This window comes from Flavobacterium sp. KY-23415 (genome assembly GCF_055384985.1).
On sequence record NZ_AP044001.1, the window covers coordinates 4,432,084 to 4,456,718 of the forward strand.

The following is a 24,635-nucleotide window of genomic DNA, read 5'->3' on the forward strand; positions in this document are numbered from 1 at the left end:
GTAAGGTAATACTATGTATTGCTGGCATTAACTAAGTTTCTTTATTTAAATTATAATTCCAGCCATAATATGCTGTAATAATTCCAAAAACAGACAACCCAACACGTGACATTATTCTATATTGCAAATCTTTATCCGAAATAATTATATCTCCACCAACTTGCGCAGAAAATATCGAAAAAATTGCTTCATACGAAAGTTTTGCTCCAACTGCATGTTGAGTCCCTACTTTCACATATTCAATTCCTGCTCCAACATATTGAACTAACATTGCAAAGCCTCCAAAACCAGGGTCATGTTCTGGAAAAGAAGAAATTATATAAGAAGCTTCAATTTCAAAATTCTTATAATAACTTGGAGCAACACGAAAACCGTTTATATTATCCCAAGGATTTATAATAAACTTTCCTTTTGATTCTAAATTATTACCTGATGTTTGACAATATACTTGCCAAGTAAAAAGAAAAAGAATCTATAAAATTATACTTTTTTTCATTTTTCTGCATTGGAACATAAACTCTTTCAATTCTTTATTGTAAATAGTACTTTACTCCCATTTTGCCATTAATTCTGTTATACCTTTTTCAATTCCGATGTAATAATCTCCATTTTTAAATTCAGGAATAATGATTTGGTCAATTATATTTTTACAAATTTCATCCGTCAGAATTTTTTCAGTTCCAATTCCTGTTGAAATTCTTATTTTTCTTAAGTTCTTGCTAAAAACAATAGAAAGTCCATTATTTTTTTCTTTTAATCCAATAGCGTTATAATTAGATAAATCAACCGAAAACTTATCAAAATCAGTATATTTTCCAATTGAGCTTATAGAAACAATAACTATTTTATTCGTTGTCTTTTTCTCAAATTCTCTAATCATTAAAGTCAATTTTTCCAGTTGCTCAACAGTAAAAATATGGTCAAAATCGTTTACTTCTCTTTTTAATTTGGGTAAATCATTCTCACCTAAATCAAATTTCAAAAATTCAATTTCTGGTGAATTAGTATTTGGCTCTGTTTTTTCAATTTTCACTGTTTTACAACTCTGAATAGTCAAAAAAGCAATGAAAATTATTTTAAATATTAGTTTCATTCGTATTGGTTACAATTAATTTCTCAGAGTGACAACTATCTTTTATATTAATTCTCTCAACAAACCTACTCCATCTTTTTATAACTTACAAATAGGTTTTTTCTATTATTCTGCTTTGGAAAAATTCAACTGTTTCCTAAACATCTTATTTTCTTTGATTGTAAGTAAAGAAAACATTGCTACACTTAGTAATTTGATTAGCTTTTGTTTATATAAAATCCTTTTTCTTTAGTTGCTAAATTTTCAATTATTAGTTTTTTACCGTAACAGAAAATTATTTTTGCTTTTCCTTGATTGGTTTCAATTATTCTATCGCTCACTTTAAAAGCGTTTTTTGTTAACCAATCTCCAATATGAGTTCCTTCTGCATATTTCCAATCTTGATTTTCAATAAAAGATTCCGAATTAAGATAAATACATCCGACAATCGCAAATCCAATTATTGGACTTACTATTTTTAAAATTAGTTTTTTATACATACAAAAAAGATATTCTAATGACTATACTCAATTTGTAAAAAATATAATTTTTAATTAGTACTAAATTTCAAATTCTCTAACGTTACACTCTTTTTAAAACCTTTACAGAATTAGTTACAAACGTTTTTAAATCGTTTGTTTCATAAGTAATTTCTAAGCTTCCACCAGTTGCTTCACCTTCACCTTCTTCTAAACCGCTAATAATCATTAAATAATTACCATTTTCTTTCAATTTGATATCGGTTTCACTTCTGCCAGAAATGTGAGAGAAATTTTTATTTTTTAATTTAATTATGTTTTCCAAACGTAAAGTTTCAGATTCTGTAAGTTTGTCAAAACCATTTCCTAAATCAATGACATTATTATTTTTAATTTGTATTTTTTGATAATGGACACAGCCACCTGTCTCACAAGTTTCCCAATAGAATGAAATTATATTATTTTCAAAACTAGTAATTTCCTTCAGATGATTTTTTTCGCCTTCATCAAACAAATCTGCTTTAAAAATCATGTTTTCTGCAATTTTATTAATAACTTCATCTGTATAATTAGATAGCTCTTTAGAAAAATGATTGTTTTTTAAATTTTCCGAAACCTTTGCAATAGTTATTTCTGTTTCTTTTAAACTATCTTTTTCAGCTTCCATCACTATTTGAGAATTTACTGTTGTCTTTTCTTTTTTACAAGACAAAACTGAAATAGCTAAAAAGCTATATAGAAAAATTTTTTTCATTTTATTTTTTTGTGTTAGTATATTCTGTGAACACAAACCTAAACCATTCCTTCCAAACACACAATACGTATTTATACGTAATTTTAACTGTTTTTTCTACGTAGAAATACGTAACAAAGGAAATTTGTTTGCTTTTTTAAAGATAACATAATGGTTTAACTGATCAATTTGAAAAACCATAGATTAAGAAAATTTTTGTATTTGTGAATATTAGGCACGAAAAATAACGATAACAGAAAGAACTTAATCTCTTAACACAAAGCAGTTAAGTCAATCGTCTTTTTTTATTATTTCGCGTCTGATTAATATCTATAGAGTATTTAAAAAAAACTTACTTTTGGGTTCTAGAAACAAAAAATGACAACCATGAAAAAAATTGTATTACTACTACTTTTTATTTTTAATCTTACTTTTTCGCAAAAAAAAATAACCGAAAAATCGGAAATATTCTATTATAGTCTAGATCTATATAGCGAGCATTATGCAAATAAAGAATTTAAATTATCCGCAGCTGTTCGTATAGAAAACTTTTTGCCCAACTCTAAATTAGATATGGGCTTCATAGAAAAAGATGAAGATAAAAATTATATAAACTATACGAGTTTATACTATGATAATGTTAGAAATACCGATTGGAAAACCTATGAAGTTAAAGGTGTTATTGATCCTAAAGCTAAAAATTTTATTGTAAGTATTATCTGTAGAAACAAAGGTGATTTTTATTTTGATGATTTTAAACTTCAAATAAAAAACGATAAAGGGAAATGGGAAACTATAAAACTTGAAAACCCTGGTTTTGAAGAAGGAATTAATTTAAAACAATGGAATACTATAGTAGATGATGGTACTCAAATTGAACCCGAAAACTTCACCTATACGCATACTACAGAAAAACCATTTAAAGGAAAATCTTGTTTGCATATTAAAGGGACTGATATTTTAGGAAGTTCATCTCATGGAAAATTTGTAGAAGCCAATGGAGTACAATTGTATTATGAAACTTATGGAGAAGGAGAGCCGCTATTACTATTGCATGGAAATGGTCAATCAATCAATGCTTTTAACAAACAAGTAGAAGAATATGCAAAACATTATAAAGTGATTCTAGTAGATTGTCGCGGTAGAGGAAACTCTGGCTATCAAGACGATGTGGAACTTACTTTTGATGTAGAAATTGAAGATTTGAAACAATTTTTAGAGAAAATAAACATAGAGAAAACACATATTGTGGGTTGGAGCGACGGTGGCATTTTAGGTATATTAATGGCTATTAAACATCCAGAAAAAGTAGATAAAATGGTTTCTATGGCTGGGAATATATTTCCAGACGGTATGATTGATAAAGAAGAATTAATGGATTACATTAAACAACTTGAAAAATTAAATGACAAGCATCAATACGACAAAAATATCGATTTCATATACTTAGATTATAAGTATCCAAATCTTGATTATAAAGATTTAAATGTGATAACAAGTAAATGTCTCATTATGGCTGGAGATCGTGATGAAATAAAAACAGAACATACCGTGAAAATTTTTGAAAATATTCCCAATGCACAATTGGCGATTGTTCCAAACGCTACGCATTATCTACCAAGTAAAAATCCAGAATTATTTAATCAAATTGTATTGCGTTTTTTAAAAGAGTAAATAAAAATAAATGGCATTAAAGTTGTAACACAACATACAACTATTTAATAATCGAACTCGTCTATTGAAGTAAAATCGAAAACTATGACTCAACGTTTACACACCCACAGCAACCAACTGCATTGTGAAAAATTATTTAAAACCTGTAGCAAAGGTTTTATGATGTTTTTTCTATCACTGTTTTTAGTGCAATGCACCTCTGTAAAAAAACACAATGCTAGTATAGACAAAGAAATAAGTGTGAAACAACTGCATAAGGATGTTGATTATGCCTATAGAAAATTACAAAAACTGCAACCACAACTCTATCAATATATAAGTAAACCAGCCTTAGATGCTAAATTTGATAGTTTGAAAACTACCATAACAAAGCCATTAACGAGTTATGTTTTTTTTACAAAACTAAGCCCAGTGATAGCCAGTATTGGTCAAGGACACACGTTTACCTATCCTAACATGAAGCGTTTCACCAAAAAAGAAGCCAAACTACTCAAAAAACAAGTTGGTCCATTTAGTCAGTTTGAATTTGAAATTTTTGACAACAAGTTGTATGTAGTCCATAATGAATCCGATTTAAAAGATATTAAAGTGGGTGACGAAGTAACACAAATTAATAATGAACCCGTGCAACCGCTTCTTGCAGAATTCAAGAATTGGATTACCTCCGATGGGTATAACACCACATTTAAAGATAAATTTATCGGGCAACGTTTCGGTACGTTCTATAGTTTTAAATACCAATATCAAGACAGCATTGCCTTCGAATTCAATAATGAAAGTTCTTATTGGGTGAAAAGGAAAGCGCAAGACAGCATCAAACAACCTGTAAAAACCACGAAAGAGAAACTTACAAAAATTCAGAAAGACAGCATTTCAAAAGTAAATAAACGTTTGAGTAAATTAGGCTATAATAAGCTTACTAAAAAATACCATCGTAATTTGTCGTTTACAGCAAAAGACAGTTGCACAGCTATTATGAAAATTAAGAGTTTCACAGTTGGCAATCATTATGCTTTCTATAAAGAATCTTTTGAAACATTAAAACAAACAGGAACACAAAACCTAATTATCGATTTACGCTATAATTTTGGAGGTCGTTTAAATGAGATTGAAGACCTTTATAGCTATTTAGCTCCAGATTCTACCTATACTTTTTCTAGTCCGTCACAAGTGGCAGGAAAAACCAGTATGTTCCAAATGGATTATTTTAAAGGCTCTAAACCCTTACTTTTCACCGTAAAAGCGTTAGTTTCTCCAATTGTTTATGGTTATATTTTTTTTAGAACCAATAAAAAGGACGATGGGAATTATTACATTACCTCATCAAAAGAGAAAAAAGCCAAGGAAAATAAATTTACAGGCAATATATATGTCTTAATTAACGGCGGAAGTTTCTCTGCTTCAAGTATTTTAGCTACAAAACTAAAAGCTAATAAAAGAGCTTTTTTTGTGGGAGAAGAAACAGGAGGCGATTATAATGGTACTGTGGCTGGTTTTATGCCTAAAATTACGCTACCCAACTCAAAAGTAAAAGTACGTTTAGGTTTGATGTATATCAACGCAATTGAAAAAACAGCAGTTATTGGTCATGGAATCTATCCCGATATTGCCATTTCACCCACTATTGATGATAGAATGAAAGATAATGATCCAGAAATGAATTATATTTTAGAAACTATTAAAGCCAAAACCGCAGCAGAAATAACCGAATAGGAAATATTGGTGTTTACATATTTGAGCTTATTACTGGGTTTGTTTTTTTTGATTTATTAAAAACTAGGCAAAACAAATTTGAAGTGGAAAATAATCCTATTTAAAAACCAAAGCAGGGTTGTCAATAAACATCCCTGCATTTCATTATTAATTAGATTCTCCTCCCAATATCGCTATTTTAAATGGCTTATCTCCAACTTTAATCTTTTTAACTATACTTAAATTGGTTGTACTAATTTGCCATACTTCTCCAGTTGTTGGCATAGTAGCATAAATAAACTTTTTTGTCGTTTTAATAGTCGGTTTTGGATTTCCTGCTATCCATTCTGGAAGTACATTTTTCTCTATTTTAATAGTATTGTTGGAAGCTTCATAAACTCTTAATTTCCCATCATTAGTGAGTGCAACCAATATTGTTCCATTCTGATCACTTGCTAAATCTGTTAATTGATTCGTCTCAAGAACAGAATTAATAGCACCTGTATTAGGATTTATTTCAAATATTCCTTTAGCACTTGATCTTCCATAAAATTTGTTGGCTGTATAAAGAAAATATATAGCTCCTAGGATATCTGTAGCAGCAAAATTGTTTGGATAGGGAATTATAGTTTGCTCTCCATTTGCAATAACTTTTAAAATACCGCTATAAGAACCAAATAAAGATACATAGCCATCACTCGCTTCCCCATGAATTCCTCTTGTTGCAACAGTGCTATCGTGTAATAAGCTTCCGTTTTTATCATAAATTTTCACCCTTTCTGGCAAAGACGGACTAGCATTTGCAATGTTATTATCGTCTATAGTGATACCATAATTACCATTATTGAAAATTACCATAGCTCCATGGTGTGGTGTGGCATCTGGGTTGTTTATTTCATTAAACACCGCTATACTATTCCCAGAAAGCTCCTCTTCACTAGTATAACTTACTTTTCCTGTTCCATCATTAAAAACAGCAATATCTCCTGCATTAGCATAAAAATGAATCGGCTTATTAAATGTACCTCCAACGTTTAACATTCTTACGTTGCCTTCAATATGAGCATGATCCCCATGAGATTCAATTCCACAATCTAATACTTTTAATGAATGATTGGTATTGTTTATAATGACACCAAATCTCCCGTTGTTGTTGGCATAAACATAGGACTTTGCAAACGCTGTTTCATAGGTATTCACTTCATTATTACTTGGATTAATGTAGTTAATGGTTGGACTTTCTTCATCGGTCACTAATAGCCTAACATTTGAAAACTCTTTTTCGGTTGCGTCTTGTGTTGCACTTTGATCTTCTTTAGAACAACTAAATAAAACACTAATTAAACTTAGTGCTACAATTAATTTTTTCATTTTTTATTATTTTAATTTTCGCAAATATACCAATCATTCTCTAAAACGCAACAGTGTTGCGTTTTTTTTTGTTTTTAATCTTTATTTAAAAAAAAGTTTTAAGTGCATTAAATAGAAGAAATGTTTCCTGTTTTTTTTAAAATTTACATTACTGTTTATTAGAAACAAATTTCACTTTTCATTTCCAAATACATACTTTTTAAATCGGTAAAATAGCCTATATTTGCTGCATGTTACACGATTTTTTTCAACCTTTCAAAACCGATATTTCAAGTATAGCTTTACCTGAAAAATTCACCTTTCCATTTTATTACAAACCCCATGCACTAAGCGTTCTAGCGGCAAAAGATTTGCAATGCTATCTTGAAGAACAAACTGATTTTACTCATAATTTCGGACTGTTGCCTAATCAGGAAGGTTTAGTAATTGGAAAAATGTTTGGTGTTTTAGTCTGCCAAAATCAAGAAGGTCAGCTAGGCTATTTATGGGGCTATTCTGGCAAATTAGCAGAAAGTAATCACCACAATTATTTTGTGCCTCCTGTTTTCGACATGTTGCAACATGATGGTTTTTTCAGGAAAGAAGAAACAATTCTTAATGCCATTAATCGTAAAATTGAACAACTACAAAATGCTCCCGACTATAAGCTTGCTTTAGAAAAAGAAAGAACAACTCAAGAAAAAGCAACCAATGACATTCTGCAACAAAAAGAACGCATAAAAACGTTGAAAGCTTTTCGTGATGAAAAAAGAAAAGCGCTTTCAAATAGTTTAACAGCAGATGCGTTGGAACAATTAGAATTGGATCTTTCTGAAGAAAGCAAAAAGGAAAGTATTTTGTTAAAAAAAATGACAAAATACTGGAATTATCAAATTGAAGCTGCTAAAAAGGAAATAGCTACTTTTACCAATCAAATTGCAGCACTAAAAAAAGAAAGAAAACTAAAATCTAGTGAATTGCAACAACAACTTTTTGACAGCTATTCCTTTTTAAATGTAGCAAAAAAGCTGAAAAGTGTGGGTCAAATTTTCGATAATAATCCACCCGCTGGAGCAGGAGAATGTGCCGCTCCAAAGCTATTACACTATGCTTTTGAAAATGATTTAAAACCAATAGCAATGGCAGAATTTTGGTGGGGACAATCACCAAAATCGGAAGTGAGAAAACATAAAAATTTCTATCCTGCTTGCCGCAGCAAATGTGAACCAATTTTAGCACACATGTTAGAGGGTATTGTGTTAGAAGACAATCCTTTTTTAGAAAATCCAGCCGTTGGAAAAGACATTACTGTCATTTTTGAAGACGATTATTTAGCTGTTATTAATAAACCACCAGAATTCTTATCAGTACCAGGAAAAAATATAATCGATTCGGTTGCTAAAAGGGTAAAAGATTTATATCCAACTGCAACTGGTCCTTTAATCGTGCATCGTTTGGACATGTCAACGTCTGGTTTGCTATTAATTGCAAAATCGGAAGCCATTTATAAAGAATTACAATTACAGTTTATAAAACGTACGATTAAAAAACGCTATGTTGCAATTTTAGACGGTATTGTTTCTAATGATGAAGGTGTTATCGATTTGCCTTTGCGGGTAGATTTAGACAACAGACCGAACCAATTAGTGTGCTATGAACATGGTAAACAAGCCCGAACGGAATATAGAGTAATGGAAAGAAAAGACGGAAAAACACGCATTCACTTCTTCCCTATTTCGGGTAGAACACATCAGTTGCGTGTGCATGCTTCTCATTCATTAGGACTAAATTGTCCCATTGTGGGTGATGATTTGTATGGTACAAAATCGGACAGATTACACCTTCATGCTGAAGAAATTACTTTTTTTCACCCTATTGTAAAAGAAAATATAACTATTTTTGAAGCTGCTGAGTTTTAGATATTACATTATTTAACTGATAAAAAAATATTCATATAAAAATGAAAAAACTACTAATCATAGGGTTGCTTGCTACTGGAATCCAAAATCTAACTGCGCAAAGTTTTACCCGTAGAGATTCCCTACATGGTGGATTGCGTTTTGAACGCAACTGCTTTGATGTGCAACGCTATGACTTAAACATTAAGATTAATCCAGAAGAAAGAAGCATCGTTGGTTATAACGAAATTACATTTAAAGTAGTTGAACCTACAACAAAAATTCAATTGGATTTGTTTGATAATATGCATGTTGATTCTATTATTTGGAACAATCAAAAATTAACCTACAAAAGAGAATATGACGCAGTTTTTGTAAGTTTCCCAAAGGAATTAGCAAAAGACACCAATGATAAAGTGCGTTTTTATTATTCGGGAAAACCGAAAGTAGCTAAAAATGCTCCTTGGGATGGTGGTTTTGTATTTAAAAAGGATAGCAACGATAAGCATTTTATTGCTGTAGCAGTGCAAGGAACAGGTGCTAGTTTATGGTATCCTGTGAAAGACTCTCAAACAGATGAGCCAGACAATGGTGCTTCAATAAAAGTAGCGGTGCCAAATGGCTTAATGAATGTATCGAACGGTCGTTTTAAAGGTTCTGAAGCTATTGAAAATGGTTATACACGTTGGGATTGGGAAGTAATTAACCCTATAAACAACTATACTATTACTGTGAATATTGCCGATTATGTTCATATTCAGGATAAATTAGACAATCTTGATTTAGATTATTATGTTTTAAGAGAAAATGAAGCGAAAGCGAAACAACATTTTAAAGCGGATGTGAAACCAATGATGGATTGTTTTCAAACCAAATTTGGTCGCTACCCTTTCTGGGAAGATGGTTACAAATTAGTAGAAACGCCTTATTTAGGAATGGAACATCAAAGTGCTGTTGCCTACGGTAATAAATATAGAAAAGGGTATTTAGGAAATGATTTGTCGGGCACAGGAGAAGGAATGAGCTTCGACTTTATTATTATTCATGAAACAGGGCACGAATGGTTTGGGAACAGCGTAACGAGTAAAGACATTGCCGACATGTGGATTCATGAGGCATTCACAACCTATAGTGAAACTGTCTTTCTAGAATGCACCAAAGGATATGATGCTGCCATGAATTATATTAATGGACAATCTCGAAATGTGCAAAATGACCGACCAGTTATTGGACAATATGGTGTGAACAATGAAGGTAGTAGTGACATGTATTATAAAGGTGCGTTGCTTTTAAACACGCTTCGCCATGTGGTTGACAATGACACGAAATGGTGGGCTATTATTTTGAAATATTCTGAGACGTATCGTAAAAAAATTATCGATACTAAAACTGTAGTTGACTTTTTTAATACAGAAACAGGACGTGATTTAACCCCTATATTTGATCAATATTTAAATTATACTACAATTCCAAAATTAGAAATTAAAGCCTATAAAAAACGTTTTCAATACCGTTGGGTTACCGATGTGGCTAATTTCGAAATGCCAGTTGATCTTTTAATTGGAGATAGAAAAATGAGGTTAAATGCAACTAACGAGTGGCAAAAGGCTGGTGAAGTAATTTCAAATTTTAATGATATAAAAGTATTAACCAATCACTTTTTTATTAGAGTGAATGAATAATACTGTTGTTTTTTGAACATACTGAAACAAAACGGGGCTGTCCGAAAAGGACAGCTTTTTTTTATGTAGCTATTTTTAAGCTATTTTGTTTTGAAGAAAAAATAATAGCAAAATAACTTTGAGTTACTTTAACAAGGCAAATTTTAGTTTTAAAATAGGCTAGATAAGTGTGAATTTTGGTTTTGAAAACAAATTTTAGCAAGTCTGCCTTGAATGCATTCATTTTTCTAAAGTTGTGTCCAAGGGCCATTAGTAAAAACTCTAATGTTACTTTTTCTAATCCCTTCATTGTGAATCGATTGAATTTATTATTGCTTTTAAGTTGACCAAAAACCGCTTCTACCTCTATTGGACGTTTACTTCGATGTTCTAGTCCTTTTTCACTCATTAGTAGCTTTCTTGCTTTTTCTTTTAATTCATTTAATCGATGATTGACTGATAAAATTCTATTACCTTTTGATTGATGGCATTGACTTCGTAAAGGACATCCTTGGCATCTTTTGGCTTGATAATATGTAATTTGTGATTCATATCCAGTACTGGTTTCACGTTTTCCTACTCCTGTTTTTTGCATGATTTGACCCATTGGACAAACATAAAAATCGTGTTCTTTGTTGTAAAATAAATTTTGAACAAGAAAAGGATTGTTTTTTATCTTTCTTTTTTGTTCTTGATGAAAATAGTTATATTTCACATAAGCATCAGCTTGTTTTTCTTCCAGCATTTCATAGTTTTCTTCACTTCCATAACCTGCATCTGCAACGATTTCTTTGCTCTGTTTTTGATAGGCTTTTTCAAAACCTTCAAGATGAGAACTTAAGGTTGTAGTGTCATTTGTTGTTTGATGAATAGAAACATGTGTAATAAATTGGTTTTCAGTAGATATTTGCGGATTGTAAGCAGGTTTTAATTGACCGTTTTTCATATGATCTTCTTTCATTCTCATAAAGGTAGCTTCGGGATCTGTTTTACTATAGGAGTTCCTGTTTCCCATTGTAACCAAGTCTTTTTCATATTTTTCAAGCTTTGGAAGATGTTCCTCTTGAAGTTTTTGCAATTCTCTTGCCTGTTTTTTGGTAGGTTCTTTGAGTTTTTTATTAAGAATCGAAAGCTTTTCTTTTAAACTTTCTGAATCAATCGACTTTGGTAATTCTTCTATATTTAGTTCTTGATTATCAGATTGAATACTGTTTTCAATAGTCGATAAAATATGACTAATTTTAATTTCTAGTTTTTCTTTATATTTCTCAACGGAGCCTCTCCATACAAAAGTATATTTATTAGCTTTAGATTCTATCTTTGTACCATCAATATACTGAACATCTAGGCTTACATATTTCATTTCAACCAACATTTTTACCACTTCTGCAAAAAGAGTTTGAATGTGATTTTTTAGAACTTTACCCCTAAAATCGTTTATCGTTCTAAAATCGGGAGTTGAATTACCCGAAATATACATAAAATGAATGTTTTCCTGAAGTGCTTTTGCAATTTTTCTGCAAGAATATACATTAGATAAATAACTATAAAACAATACTTTAACCATCATTCTTGGATGATAAGCAGAAGTACCTCCACCTTTATAGTGTTTTAAAATTTCACTTATATCTAACTGATTAACAACTTGTTCCACTAAGTGAACTGGATGGTTTTGCGGTATTCTATCGAAAATATTGATAGGAAATAACTCTGGAGAATTGCCTGTTTGATTTTTAAAAACTATCTTAGCCATTGTGTATTTTTGTGTCAACTCTAAGATACTAATTTTAGAGATAAAATACAACAAAAAAAGGCTGTCCTTACTTTTTGGACAGCCTCATTTTTTCTAACGTTTCTAATCGGTTAATTTTCCCTGTTGCTGTCGTTATAAATTGTGGCACAAAAACTATTTCTTTTGGTTTTTCATATTTATCTAAAACATCGAATAATGAACTTGAAATTTCTTTCTCCGTAGATTCTATAACTAATATCAATTTTTTTCCAAGTTTTTCATCATCTATTCCAGAAACAAAAAAACGTTCTGTTAGCGTTGTTTGTAATTTTGTTTCAATTTGCTCAGGAAACAATTTCACTCCACCACTATTAATCACATTATCCAAACGGCCTAACCATTTAAATTCTGATTCTGAAATAATTTCAACACTATCATTGGTTACTATTTCATCTTTTAAAATCTTGATAGCATTAATTACTAAACAACCTCTGTCGTCTTTTTTCACAACCACATTTGGCAATGTTTTAAAATTATCTTCTCCAATTTTACGAACAGCTATATGTGTTATTGTTTCAGTCATTCCATAGGTCTCAAAAGCAGCAACAGTTGTTTTTTTTATTTTTTCAGCTAATCTTTTTGGAACAGCAGCTCCTCCTATTATTACTTTTTTTATGAGAACCAATTTATCAATCGAGTTTTCTATTTGTAAAGGCACCATTGCAACAAAATCATACTCTTTTTCTATTAAAGGTTTTCCATCTGTGACAACAATATCAAGTTCTAAACCTAGAATTATAGCACGCACAATCATCATTTTACCAGCAATATATTTTGCAGACAAACATAATAATGCAGTGTTTCCTGGTTGCAAATTGAAAAAATCTCCTGTTGCTAATGCCGATTGAATCATGGCTTGTTTTTCCAATCGAATTAGCTTTGGAGTTCCTGTTGTTCCGGAAGTTTGCACTTCAACATAGGAATTATCATCTAACCAATCTAACAAAAATTCTCCAATATAAATTTCATCTTCATTGCCTTCTTTAATAAATTCATAAGCAATTGTTCGCATATCATCATAACTGTAATGATAGCCATTTAACTTAAATCGATTGTGAACTTTTCTATGTGTTATTTCTTGCGACATTCTCTAATTATAATTTTCATTAGAAGTGCTAATCTCTAATTTCCCTGTTAATTTTTCTTTCCAATTTTTCCATTTATATACTTTAGAAAATAGAAACAACAACAAAGGAAAAATAATCAATACAGGAAGAACAATTTCATATCCAGTAGAAGGATCTGAAATATCTTTAAAAATAGAATGCGTTTGAAAAGCGGTCCAATCTGCTGTAACTAAAATTGCTCCTACCAAATTATTAGCTGCATGAAAGCCAAGAGCCAGCTCTAAACCTTCATCCATTAGGGTTAAAATTCCTAAAAACAAACCTGTACCAATATAATAGACCATTATAACATAACCCACCTTTCCTACTTCTGGATTAGCAATATGCATTAACCCAAATAAAACAGAGGTTACTAATAATGGAATTAATCGACTCTTAGTAACCAAACCTAGTCCTTGCATCATGTTCCCTCTAAAAAGATATTCTTCGAAACTAGTTTGCATCGGGATTAAAACAATGGCTATTACTAAGAAAGTTAGAAATTTTTGAGGTTTAAAATTCCAAACAAAATCTTCAGGAGCAGCATAATAGGCTAATACTGTCATTACTGTAGTAATTGCCCCCCAAAGAAAGAATGAAAAGAAAATACGCTTCCAGTCAACCTTTGCTCTTGAAGTGGTTAAACTTCTTATTGTTTGTCCTTGAATAAATTTTACCCAAAACCAAAGACACAATAACCCAATAGAGAGTGGACCAATTAGCATTACAAAAGCTAGATTAACACCAAAGGTTTCTATAATTTGCTGAATAAGTTCATTGGTATCTACACCTTCACTTGCAACATAATTCATTACCATTAAAGCAATGAAACCAAGTGGAAACACAAAATACAAAATAGGGTTGGCAGTAAATTTTTTAACTTGTTCTAAATACATCTGTTCTGTTTTAATTAATAGGTTATAAAATTAAGTGTTTTGTTACAAAGAATAATATCATTTTCTTTGCAACATAATTTTTTTTAAAACTATGATAACAATATACCACAATCCTAGATGTTCAAAATCCAGAGATGGATTATGCGAAATAGAAAAGTTAGACCAAGCTTATACACTCAGAAAGTATATGGATGAACTTTTTACAAGAGAAGAATTAGAAGATGTGATTCAGAAATTAGGCATTGAACCAATTGCACTCGTGAGAGTAAAAGAAAAAATTTGGATTGAAGAATATAAAGGAAAAACACTTACTAATGCGGAAATTATTGAAGCACTATTACTACACCCAAAACTAATAGAAAGACCTATTATTGTGAATGGAAATAAAGCAGTTATAGCACGCCCTTTAGAAATGATTAACAAAATTCTATAATTATTTTAACAAAGAATTGGCATTTGTAGGCTAAACCTAAGCATAAATTTGCGGTCTTAGTAAAAAAAATAAAAAAATCATGCTAAAAAACTACAACCTAATTCTTTTCTTTTTAGTATCTGCGTTAGCTTTTGGGCAACAAAAACCAGATGCAAAAAGAATCAAAATTACTGGGAAAATTTTTGAAAAAGGAACAACACTTCCGTTAGAGTATGCTACAGTTGTTTTTCAGGACGTTAAAAACCCCGAAAAATTAAGCGGTGCAGTAACCGACTTAAATGGCGATTTCAGCTTCGAAGTTCAATCTGGAACCTATAATGTTCGTTTTGAATTTATTTCTTTTAAAACAGTAGAATTTAAAAATAAGACCTACAATACAAATACCGATTTTGGCACAATCTATCTGGAAGCAGATATTGCTCAACTAAAGGCAGTTGAAGTTGTAGCAGAACGCTCTACTGTAGAAATTAAACTCGACAAGAGAGTTTATAATGTTGGAAAAGACATGATCGTAAAAGGAGGAACTGTTAGCGATGTTCTAGACAATGTTCCTTCTGTAACCGTAGATCCAGAAGGAAATGTTGCACTAAGAGGTAATGAAAATGTGAGAATATTAATAGATGGGAAGCCTTCTGGCTTGGCAGGAATTAATATTGCCGAAGCTTTAAAATTATTGCCCGCAGATGCTGTTGAGAAAGTAGAAGTTGTAACCAATCCATCGGCTCGTTATGATGCTGAAGGAAGTGGTGGTATTATCAATATCATCCTTAAAAAAGGAAAAGCACAAGGTTTAAATGGCTCTTTTGCGGCAACTATTGGAGACCCTGAAAGCTATGGAGGAACTGCAAGTTTAAACTATAGAGGGGAACATTTTAATCTATTCTCGAATACAGGATATAATTACAGAACTTCTTTAGGCAATTCGCTAACAAACGCTACCTATTTTGATAATACTGGTGCTGTTAATAATTATATTGATGAAAGAAGAAACAACGAACGTTTAAACAAAGGATATAACGCCAACTTTGGAGTAGAATTATTCATCGATAAAACAACAAGCTGGACCAACTCATTAACTATTCAAAATAGCAGAGGTGAAAACCCAGATAATGTTTTCTTTTATAATTTTGATAATAACAGAAATGCTACTTTTACAAGAAATCGTTTGAATGATCAAAGGAGTAAAGAATTTACTTTTGAATATGCAACAAATTTTACAAAAAACTTTAAAAAAGAAGATCATAAACTAACAATTGACATGTCTTTTTCTGAAAATAGAGAAAATGACAATTCGATTATTTATGACCAAATTCTAGACGATCCAACAAGTTTTTTTACAGAAAGAACACTAAACCCACAAAATCAAAACAGAAATCTTTTTCAAGCAGATTATGTATTGCCTTTGGGGAAAGACGCTCGATTTGAAGCTGGATATAGAGGTAGTTTTCAAAAGAATCTAACCGACTTTGAAATTAGCGCTTTAGATACTGGTGGAAATTGGATTAGAAATGATATTTATTCTAATTTACTAGAATATAAAGAAAATATTAATGCTTTTTACATGCAATTTGGTTCTAAAATTAATAAATTTTCTTATTTCTTAGGACTACGTTTTGAAGATAGTAATATTGAAGTAAATTCTATTTCTGCAAACGATTATAACACCAAAAACTACAACAACTTCTTCCCTACTGCTACTGTAAATTATGAATTTTCTGAAACAAGTAGTTTGAGTTTAAGTTATAGCAAAAGAATTAACAGACCTAGAGGTCGTTTCTTGAATCCGTTTTCAACTTACTCAAGTAGAATTAACATTTTTAGAGGAAATCCAGATTTAGATCCTGCCTACACTAATTCAATTGATTTAGGTTATTTAAAAAGATGGAACAAAGTTACTTTCAATACTTCTGCCTATGTTAATATTACAGACGGATCTTTTCAATTTATTAGAAGAGAATCTGGGTTAATTGCAGATGGTGTTCCTGTTATAGAATCTACTCCTATTAATCTAGCAACAGAAATTAGAGCTGGTTTTGAATTTAATATTAATTACTCTCCGTTTAAATGGTGGAAATTAAACTCAAATTTTAATCTTTTCAGAAATGAAACACAAGGAGATTACCGCTATATAAATTCTGTAAACACAGAAATAGTACAAAACTTTGATAATACTGCAACAAGTTGGTTTACTAGAATATCTTCTAAAGTAACTTTACCCTATAAAATTGACTGGCAAGTAAATGCAACCTACAATGCTCCTGAAAACAATGCGCAAGGAAGAAGGTATGACATGACAAGTGTTAATCTTGCTTTTAGCAAAGATGTTTTAAAAGACAAAGGAACAATTGCTCTTAATGTTAGCGATTTGTTTAACACAAGAAAAAGACGTTGGGAAACAAACCTGCAAACTATTACAAGTTATTCTGAATTTCAATGGAGACAAAGACAGATTAACCTTTCTTTTACCTATAGATTCAATAAGAAGAAAAACGAAAGAGAAAACAACCGTAGAGAAGACGGTGGCGGTGGAGATGATTTTGTTGGATAATAAAAAAAGGACTGTAAATACAGTCCTTTTTTATTTTGAAGCATAGAATATTATTCTTGTTCTGCTTGCTTTTTTGCCTTTTTCTCTTTGATTAATTCAACAATAGCACCACCTAACCAATAAGGCACGAATGAAGCTAGGAAAATCATTAACCAAAAACCTATAGTTAAAATAGTTAAGAAAAGTAAAAAGCCTAAATACTGATCAAATTCAAACATATTTTCCGGAATTTTAGTGAATTCTTGCCAAAGATAGTTTAACTATTTATGACTAACAAATGAAAAATATTATTTTATCTAATTAAAACCACTTTTTCTTTTTAAAATAAACCAACATTAGTAGTACAATAATAAACATTAGCCCTATTATTGTGTAGTAACCGTATTTATAATTCAATTCTGGCATATTTTTAAAATTCATACCATAGATACCCGCAATAAATGTTAATGGTAAAAACACAGATGAAATTACTGTCAACGTTTTCATAACTTCATTCATTCGATGGTTTTGGGCTGTATAGAAAAAATTACTCGCACTATCCAATGTTGACATATCATACTCAATCTGTTCCAAAAGCTCTAATGTCTTTTGATGTAATCGTCCGAAAAAAATATAATTAGAAGCTTCAATTCCGTTAAACTCATCATCGTCTTTAATCGTTTTAATGGTAAATAAAGCATCTCTTAATGGAGTTATTGAGCGTTTCAATAAATGAAATATCTCGCGCAAACGTTCAATTTCTTCCATAATAGAAGGATTATCAGCTGTTTTAGAAGCCAATAGTAGTGCTTCAATTTTGTTTTCTTTGTTTTCTATAGTAATATAAAAATTCTCAATAACAGCATCCAAAAGTAAATACAATAAATAATCCACTTTTTTCTTTCTAACAATGCCTGTATTTTCTCTTAATCTTTCTCGAATATGCGTAAAAAAATCTCCTCTCTTTTCCTGAAAAGAAACAATCAAATTATCTTGAAGTAAAAAACTAATCTGTTCAATTAAAATAGTATTCTCATTGTCGTTTGGGAGTATAGATTTAATACTAAAAAAAAGAGAATCGTCCAATTCGTCCAAACGAGTTCCTCTAGCAATATTTAAAATATCCGAAACAATTAAATTATTCAAGGTTAAACTATCTGCTAATGACTTAATAACTTCAATATTATTTAAACCATGAATATTTAACCAATTGTTTAATGTTTCACTCTTAGTCTCGTTAAAGTCTTTTACCGTGATTGCTTGGTACTCTCCTACTTCTTTTTCATTATACACAAAAAGTTGCATCTCGGTTTCTTTGTCCTTATAGAACCCTGTATATTCTAAAGGCTGTAAAACAGCTTTTCTACCTTTCTTATATCTTAATTTTCTCAAAAGCTATAGTTTTAAGGATAAAGATAGTAGTTTTTAAAATTTGGTCTTTATTTTTGTAAAAAAAAAACTTCATGCAAAAACTTTTCATAAACATTAAAGAGCTTTTACAAGTACGAACATCTCCAATTGATAAAGTTTCAGGAACTGAAATGGGCAATTTACCAAAAATTGACAATGCCTTTTTACTTATCGAAAATGACACTATTGCAGATTTTGGTCCTATGGCAGAATGTCCACAATTAGAAAATATTGAAACAATAGATGCAAATGGAAAAGTAATTCTTCCAACATGGGTTGATAGTCACACCCATATTGTTTATGCTGGGAATAGAATTCAAGAATTTGTAGATAGAATTAACGGTCTTTCCTATGAAGAAATTGCCAATCGTGGTGGTGGAATTCTAAATTCGGCAAAGAATTTAAATGAAACTTCCGAAGAAGACATTTATGAGCAATCGAAATTGCGATTAGAAGAAGTAATGCATCAAGGAACAGGAGCCGTAGAAATTAAATCGGGCTATGGTTTAACAGTCGAAGGAGAATTGAAAATGCTTCGTGTTATTAAGCGTTTAAAAGAAAACTACAGTCTTCCAATAAAAGCTACTTTTCTTGGAGCACATGCCTTCCCAATAGCCTACAAAGAAAACCATGCAGGGTATATTGATCTTATTATTAACGAAATGCTGCCAAAAATTGCAGCAGAAAACCTTGCTGACTATATTGATGCTTTTTTAGAGACTGGCTATTTTTCTGTAGAAGAAACTACTAAAATAATGAATGCTGGTAAAAAACATGACTTAATTCCAAAAATACACGTTAATCAATTTACAGCAATTGATGGCATTAAAGCATGTGTTGAAGCTGGAGCTCTATCTGTAGATCATTTAGAAATTGTGACCGATGAAGACATTGAAGTTTTAAAAAACAGCAATACCATGCCTGTTGCTTTACCCAGCTGTTCCTATTTTATTAGTATTCCATATACTCCTGCACGAAAAATGATGCAAGCTGGTTTACCAATTGCACTAGCAACGGATTTTAATCCAGGTACAACACCTTCAGGAAACATGAATTTTGTGGTGGCTACTGCTTGTATAAAAATGAAAATGACACCAGAAGAAGCTATTAATGCTGCAACAATAAACGGAGCTTATGCTATGGGCATCAGTGAAACACATGGTTCAATTTCTAAAGGGAAAAAAGCCAACATAATTATGACTAAACCATTAACTTCTTATTATCAAATCCCTTATGAATTTGGAAATAATTTAATTGAAAAAGTAATGATTAATGGTGTGTTTATATAAAACATATATTCAACAGTAATAGAAACAAAAAAGTATATTGAACCCGTTTTCAATATACTTTTTCTAATTAAACAACTATACGTACTGAGTGAAAAAATTATTTATTGCTATTAACCACTATAAAAATAAAAAATAACTACATCATACTTTTTTTTGTTGTTTAACTTCTTTTAGTAGGCCATTTCAATTTATGGTTGAAATATTTTAAATAGGATATGATTTTTTAATTGTATCTAATAATTTTTTTGCATGATAAAGTTCTAGTGTAAAAATAAAAGAATAAACTCTATTTAAAATGACTTGTAATCTATTGTCATTTTTATATTTTTTTCTCAACAAATACAACTCATAAGGTAATTCTAAATCTGAAATTGTATAAGGAACCCCTGTGTATGCCTGTATTTTTTCTAAAAAGGCATAACCAAATTCTAAAGTAGGTTCAATCATTGTACCTTCTCCAAAATCATTCCACGTGATTAACTGTATAAAATCAACTGGAGAATTATTTGCTAATTGTAACGTCTCATCGAGTACTTGTGTCCCATTATGCGGAATTTCCCAATCTAGGTTGGGGTCTGTTCTCCAACCGCCTTCATAATAATAATCATTAAAACCTGAATAGACACCACCAACCGTTTGAATATTATTTTGTGCAGTATACTGATAATAATTTGATAAGGTGCTCATATGATTAGAATCTATCCAACTAAATTCTCCTCCTGCATATTGTCCCACTCTGGGGCTGGCTTTCCAAAGTGTCATTAATGTTGGTGTCGAATTCATTTGCGACATGATTGTTGACCAATCCAATGGTTCCGTAATATAATTAGGTCCGAAAAGAAATAAAAGTTCACTATTGTTATTATTCTTCAAATAATTAGGACTGGTAAAATAAGTATTTTCAATATACTGCAAATCAGTAACCGCAGCAGCAATATTTTCACTTCCTACATTTTGTTTGGAGAGAAATTCTGCCGTCTTATCTTCATACATTATCGCAAATTTTAAACCAACATCTTCAACTTCATTAATAAAAGATTCTGTACTTGTTTTCAGCATATTAAAATCATGAATATTTCTGCTTCCATACCAGTCAAAAATAACACCATCAATTCCAGATAATTTCATCAAAAGTAAATGATATTCTTGTAAATCATTATCATTAGATGAATAAGGTCCTATTAACGGATAATAATGAGATGCAATGTCTCTTTTCCCTTGTGAATCAACATTGTTAGGGTTCTTATTTGTCATTGTCCAATGTTGTCCCCAAAAACCATCCTGTTCTAAACTATAAAACCAAGGCATATAGTGCACATATACTTTTTTAGGATTATTCTTCATAACCACAACCGGAGATGGATAATTTTTCCTGTAAAGTTCTTCTTGATAAATACTTTCAAGATCATCATTTGTTAATTCATCGTTTCTATCAATAATTGAATCCTCAGAACAACTTATTATGATAAAAAAAAGAAAAAACAGGCTCGTAATTTTAATAAATTTCCCCATAATTTCTAATCTTTTTAGTTATATGTAAATTTACGCTTAAAGAATTATCAATTAATTTAAGTTTAGATAACATGCCAATCAACAAAGACGAAATGTATAAAAATATCGACAAAGCGTAATTTTAACAAACAATCTGGCTGTTTTTTTAACACCTAATAAAGAAAAAAACTACATATTTAGTCTTTATTATTCACAATATTCATTTTAGATTATTGATTATTAGGATAAAATGAATAATTTTCACATTTATAACACTCCTTCAAAATCAAAAAATATGCAACAATGGTCAAAAATTAAAATGATTATCCTTTTATCTAGTTTCTTTCTATGTTTTGTTATTCTGCTTTCTTTTTTAGGTATAAAGAAAAAATTCAATACTACTTGTGGAACAAAAGAGCCTCAATTAATTTGTGGCATAACCACTTTAACTAATAATGCAAGAAAAGGCGAAGAGTTATTCAATTCAAACTGTGCTGCTTGTCATCATTTAGAAAAACAGATGACTGGACCTGCATTAAGAGGAATAAAAGACCAAAACACACAATTAAATTCATTTTTTTTATTCCGTTTTGTAACAAAGGAAGATTCATTACTTCTAATGCAAGATACATTGGCAATAAGTTTAAATAAAAAGTCAAATTATAAATTCAATCATACTTTTTCTTTTTCAGAAGAAGAATTTACTTTTTTACTTGACTACTTAGAATAAAATGAATATATATAGCGCATTACAAAGAGGAGCATATCACGAAAATTATTGTGAAGACAGTTTTTATTATGGAAAATATGGGAACAATAAAATGATTTTTGCAATTATGGACGGTTGTACAACAGCTATGGAAAGCCATTTTTCTTCTACCTTAATTTCTAAAATAATAAAGAAGATTTGTATTGAAAAAGGCTATAAAGATTTTGTCATAAAAACTGATGAAACGCTAACTATTGAAGCAGAATTAAAAAGTATTCTATTTGCAATAATGCAAGAATTAAAAAACATTAAAAATTTATTATTACTAGACACAAAAGAACTATTAACAACTTTATTACTTCTTTTAATAGATCGAAACACTAACAAAGGTATTCTTTTAGCAATTGGAGACGGTTTTGTTAACATTAATGGCATAATTACTAATTTTGAACAAGACAACAAGCCAGATTATCTAGGTTTTCATTGTATGGAAGATTTCGAATCTTTTTATGCTTCTCAAAAACAAATTATCTTTATTGATTCTATATTGGATATAACTATTGCAACAGATGGTATTTATACTTTTGAATCTTTTTCAAAAAATAAAACAGCTGAAGATTTTAATTGTATTGACTACTTATCGAAAAACAAAACACAGCATGAAAACAATGAAATGCTAACATTAAAACTAAAATTCATCGAAAATCAAATAGGTAAAAAGCCAACTGATGATTTAGCGATGATAAGAATAATAAAATAACAATGGGAGGCTACTATATACCATTAATTCAAGGGGAAATTTACGGATTTAAAATCGGATTACTCACCGATTTTATGCTATGGGAACATACTCGAAAACTAGATTACACTAAACGAAAGGGAGAATGGCTTGTGGGATATGGTGTTGGTTTTACTAAGGGTCAAAATATTAGAAATTATATAAAAGAAAATTCTAAAGAAGAAAACTTTGAAATACATATCAAAGCGGTTCTATTTTTACAAAAACAAATGCCTAATTATGGAAATTTTAAAAACAAATTAGACGAATATATAAAGAACATAGACAATTGGCAGCATTCAAAAATTGAATTAACAACTATTTCCCAAGCAAACCAATTATTGTTGGAAGGAAAGTTACAAAGAAGTTTGAATTTAATCTCAGATTATTACAAAAGCAATTATATGCTAATTACACAAATGAGTTTTTATCTTTTAGAAAACCAACTTTCTAAAATTAGAGTTGCAAAACAAAAACAAGAAATTGACAGTAGAAATTATTTAATTCAAAAAGCTGAAATTGAAACTAAACTTAAAAATTGGTTACTATCATAATTAACCAATTAAAAAAACCTCTACTCATTTAAAGTAAAGGCTTTCTATTTTTTTTAATCTTCGGTAAATGTTTGTGCTTTTGAATAAACCCTCCATTTTTCTATACATTCTTGCATATCATTTGGAATTTCTGTACTAAAACGCATAAACTCTTTTGTTATTGGATGTTCAAAACCTAATGTTTTTGCATGTAGGGCTTGTCTTGGTAATACTTTGAAACAATTATCTACAAACTGTTTGTATTTGGTGAACGTTGTTCCTTTCAAAATTAAATTACCACCATAGCGCTCATCATTAAAAAGCGTGTGTCCAATATATTTTAAATGCACACGAATTTGGTGTGTTCTTCCTGTTTCTAAGCGACAAGAAATGACCGTTACATAGCCAAATCTTTCCAATACTTTAAAGTGAGTAACAGCATGTTTTCCTTTATCTCCTTCTGGATAAACCGACATCTGCATGCGATTCACAGGATGGCGATCAATATTTCCTTCAATTGTTCCTTCATCTTCTTTAATATCGCCCCAAACAATAGCAATATATTCTCTTTCAGAAGTTTTTGCTGCAAATTGTTTGGTTAAATAATCCATAGCCAATTCTGTTTTAGCCACAACCAAAAGCCCAGAAGTGTCTTTATCAATACGGTGAACCAAACCAGGTCTTTCTGAACTATTCATAGGTAGGTTTTCAAAATGAAAAGCTAGAGCATTAACTAATGTTCCTGAATAATTTCCATGTCCAGGATGCACTACCATTCCTGCTGGTTTGTTAACTACAATAAGTTGGTCGTCTTCAAAAACAATATCCAGAGGAATATTTTCTCCCTTTAATAAATGTTCATAAGGCGGATGTTCTAACATTAGTCTAACAACATCTAAAGGTTTTACCTTATAATTTGATTTTACAGGAATGTCATTCACAAAAATGGCTCCCGTGTCGGCTGCTTTTTGTATTTTACTACGTGTAGCATTCTCAATCAAATTCATTAAAAACTTATCCACACGCAAAGGTTGCTGTCCTTTTGAAACCTCAAAACGATGATGTTCATACAAATCATCATCTAAATCATCAACTACGTTTTCTTTTATCAT

At 30.5% G+C, this 24,635-nt stretch carries 22 protein-coding genes; 10 read left to right on the top strand and 12 right to left on the bottom strand.

Going from position 1 to position 24,635, the window contains the following annotated elements; genetic code table 11:
• Positions 1–31: 31 nt before the first annotated feature.
• The 4 genes from ACZ49Z_RS19445 to ACZ49Z_RS19460 form a co-directional block, all read right to left on the bottom strand.
• Positions 32–271: a hypothetical protein gene (locus tag ACZ49Z_RS19445; protein ID WP_464305954.1), complete on the bottom strand. Its 240-nt coding sequence runs from the start codon at positions 269–271 to the stop codon at positions 32–34.
• 276 nt (positions 272–547) lie between these two features.
• Positions 548–1,093 carry a TPM domain-containing protein gene (locus tag ACZ49Z_RS19450; RefSeq protein ID WP_464305955.1) on the bottom strand — a complete coding sequence of 182 codons (546 nt, stop codon included), beginning with the start codon at positions 1,091–1,093 and terminating at the stop codon, positions 548–550.
• 197 nt (positions 1,094–1,290) lie between these two features.
• Positions 1,291–1,572, bottom strand: coding sequence for a hypothetical protein (locus tag ACZ49Z_RS19455; RefSeq protein WP_464305956.1), 282 nt, complete (start codon positions 1,570–1,572; stop codon positions 1,291–1,293).
• 82 nt (positions 1,573–1,654) lie between these two features.
• Positions 1,655–2,305 (bottom strand): hypothetical protein, encoded by a 651-nt coding sequence (locus tag ACZ49Z_RS19460; RefSeq protein WP_464305957.1) that lies wholly within the window; start codon positions 2,303–2,305, stop codon positions 1,655–1,657.
• 366 nt (positions 2,306–2,671) lie between these two features.
• On the opposite strand from ACZ49Z_RS19460, the gene ACZ49Z_RS19465 reads away from it, so the two are divergent.
• The gene (locus ACZ49Z_RS19465) at positions 2,672–3,958 is read left to right on the top strand and encodes an alpha/beta fold hydrolase (RefSeq protein ID WP_464305958.1); all 1,287 of its coding nucleotides are present in this window, start codon (positions 2,672–2,674) and stop codon (positions 3,956–3,958) included.
• An 84-nt stretch (positions 3,959–4,042) separates the two neighbouring features.
• Positions 4,043–5,671, top strand: coding sequence for a S41 family peptidase (locus tag ACZ49Z_RS19470; protein ID WP_464305959.1), 1,629 nt, complete (start codon positions 4,043–4,045; stop codon positions 5,669–5,671).
• A gap of 147 nt (positions 5,672–5,818) precedes the next feature.
• Here the strand turns inward: ACZ49Z_RS19470 and ACZ49Z_RS19475 are convergent, their stop codons facing one another.
• The gene (locus tag ACZ49Z_RS19475; protein WP_464305960.1) at positions 5,819–7,021 is read right to left on the bottom strand and encodes a YncE family protein; all 1,203 of its coding nucleotides are present in this window, start codon (positions 7,019–7,021) and stop codon (positions 5,819–5,821) included.
• Between the two features lie 230 nt (positions 7,022–7,251).
• On the opposite strand from ACZ49Z_RS19475, the gene ACZ49Z_RS19480 reads away from it, so the two are divergent.
• Complete coding sequence (locus ACZ49Z_RS19480; protein ID WP_464305961.1) at positions 7,252–8,919, top strand: RluA family pseudouridine synthase; 1,668 nt, start codon at positions 7,252–7,254, stop codon at positions 8,917–8,919.
• A 41-nt stretch (positions 8,920–8,960) separates the two neighbouring features.
• Positions 8,961–10,580 carry a M1 family metallopeptidase gene (locus ACZ49Z_RS19485; protein WP_464305962.1) on the top strand — a complete coding sequence of 540 codons (1,620 nt, stop codon included), beginning with the start codon at positions 8,961–8,963 and terminating at the stop codon, positions 10,578–10,580.
• 61 nt (positions 10,581–10,641) lie between these two features.
• Here ACZ49Z_RS19485 and ACZ49Z_RS19490 read toward each other — a convergent pair whose 3' ends face one another.
• The 3 genes from ACZ49Z_RS19490 to ACZ49Z_RS19500 all read right to left on the bottom strand — a co-directional run bounded on the left by ACZ49Z_RS19490 (position 10,642) and on the right by ACZ49Z_RS19500 (position 14,353).
• Positions 10,642–12,312: an IS1182 family transposase gene (locus tag ACZ49Z_RS19490; protein WP_464305574.1), complete on the bottom strand. Its 1,671-nt coding sequence runs from the start codon at positions 12,310–12,312 to the stop codon at positions 10,642–10,644.
• Positions 12,313–12,379: 67 nt separating this feature from the next.
• A complete protein-coding gene (locus tag ACZ49Z_RS19495) occupies positions 12,380–13,438 on the bottom strand; it encodes an AMP-binding protein (RefSeq protein WP_464305963.1) in 1,059 nt (352 codons plus the stop codon).
• A gap of 3 nt (positions 13,439–13,441) precedes the next feature.
• The gene (locus ACZ49Z_RS19500; RefSeq protein WP_464305964.1) at positions 13,442–14,353 is read right to left on the bottom strand and encodes a lysostaphin resistance A-like protein; all 912 of its coding nucleotides are present in this window, start codon (positions 14,351–14,353) and stop codon (positions 13,442–13,444) included.
• A 91-nt stretch (positions 14,354–14,444) separates the two neighbouring features.
• On the opposite strand from ACZ49Z_RS19500, the gene ACZ49Z_RS19505 reads away from it, so the two are divergent.
• Positions 14,445–14,786 (top strand): ArsC/Spx/MgsR family protein, encoded by a 342-nt coding sequence (locus ACZ49Z_RS19505; RefSeq protein WP_464305965.1) that lies wholly within the window; start codon positions 14,445–14,447, stop codon positions 14,784–14,786.
• A 79-nt stretch (positions 14,787–14,865) separates the two neighbouring features.
• On the top strand, positions 14,866–17,334 hold the full coding sequence (locus ACZ49Z_RS19510; RefSeq protein ID WP_464305966.1) for a TonB-dependent receptor: 2,469 nt from the start codon (positions 14,866–14,868) through the stop codon (positions 17,332–17,334).
• Positions 17,335–17,384: 50 nt separating this feature from the next.
• On the opposite strand, the gene ACZ49Z_RS19515 is transcribed toward ACZ49Z_RS19510, so the two are convergent.
• Both ACZ49Z_RS19515 and corA read right to left on the bottom strand, forming a co-directional pair.
• On the bottom strand, positions 17,385–17,552 hold the full coding sequence (locus ACZ49Z_RS19515) for a hypothetical protein (RefSeq protein WP_236456506.1): 168 nt from the start codon (positions 17,550–17,552) through the stop codon (positions 17,385–17,387).
• Between the two features lie 82 nt (positions 17,553–17,634).
• Positions 17,635–18,705 carry a magnesium/cobalt transporter CorA gene (gene corA, locus ACZ49Z_RS19520; protein ID WP_464305967.1) on the bottom strand — a complete coding sequence of 357 codons (1,071 nt, stop codon included), beginning with the start codon at positions 18,703–18,705 and terminating at the stop codon, positions 17,635–17,637.
• 71 nt (positions 18,706–18,776) lie between these two features.
• On the opposite strand from corA, the gene hutI reads away from it, so the two are divergent.
• Positions 18,777–20,012 (top strand): imidazolonepropionase, encoded by a 1,236-nt coding sequence (hutI, locus tag ACZ49Z_RS19525; RefSeq protein WP_464305968.1) that lies wholly within the window; start codon positions 18,777–18,779, stop codon positions 20,010–20,012.
• Between the two features lie 204 nt (positions 20,013–20,216).
• Here hutI and ACZ49Z_RS19530 read toward each other — a convergent pair whose 3' ends face one another.
• Positions 20,217–21,524, bottom strand: coding sequence for a glycoside hydrolase family 99 protein (locus tag ACZ49Z_RS19530; RefSeq protein ID WP_464305969.1), 1,308 nt, complete (start codon positions 21,522–21,524; stop codon positions 20,217–20,219).
• Between the two features lie 229 nt (positions 21,525–21,753).
• Between ACZ49Z_RS19530 and ACZ49Z_RS19535 the strand changes: the two genes are divergently transcribed.
• From ACZ49Z_RS19535 to ACZ49Z_RS19545, 3 genes are read left to right on the top strand one after another with little or no spacing between them, the layout of a single operon-like run.
• Complete coding sequence (locus tag ACZ49Z_RS19535) at positions 21,754–22,233, top strand: c-type cytochrome (protein WP_464305970.1); 480 nt, start codon at positions 21,754–21,756, stop codon at positions 22,231–22,233.
• Position 22,234: 1 nt separating this feature from the next.
• Positions 22,235–22,972, top strand: coding sequence for a protein phosphatase 2C domain-containing protein (locus tag ACZ49Z_RS19540; RefSeq protein ID WP_464305971.1), 738 nt, complete (start codon positions 22,235–22,237; stop codon positions 22,970–22,972).
• Between the two features lie 2 nt (positions 22,973–22,974).
• Positions 22,975–23,544, top strand: a complete 570-nt coding sequence (locus ACZ49Z_RS19545; protein WP_464305972.1) for a hypothetical protein — start codon at positions 22,975–22,977, stop codon at positions 23,542–23,544.
• 53 nt (positions 23,545–23,597) lie between these two features.
• Here ACZ49Z_RS19545 and ACZ49Z_RS19550 read toward each other — a convergent pair whose 3' ends face one another.
• The gene (locus tag ACZ49Z_RS19550; protein WP_464305973.1) at positions 23,598–24,635 is read right to left on the bottom strand and encodes an RluA family pseudouridine synthase; all 1,038 of its coding nucleotides are present in this window, start codon (positions 24,633–24,635) and stop codon (positions 23,598–23,600) included.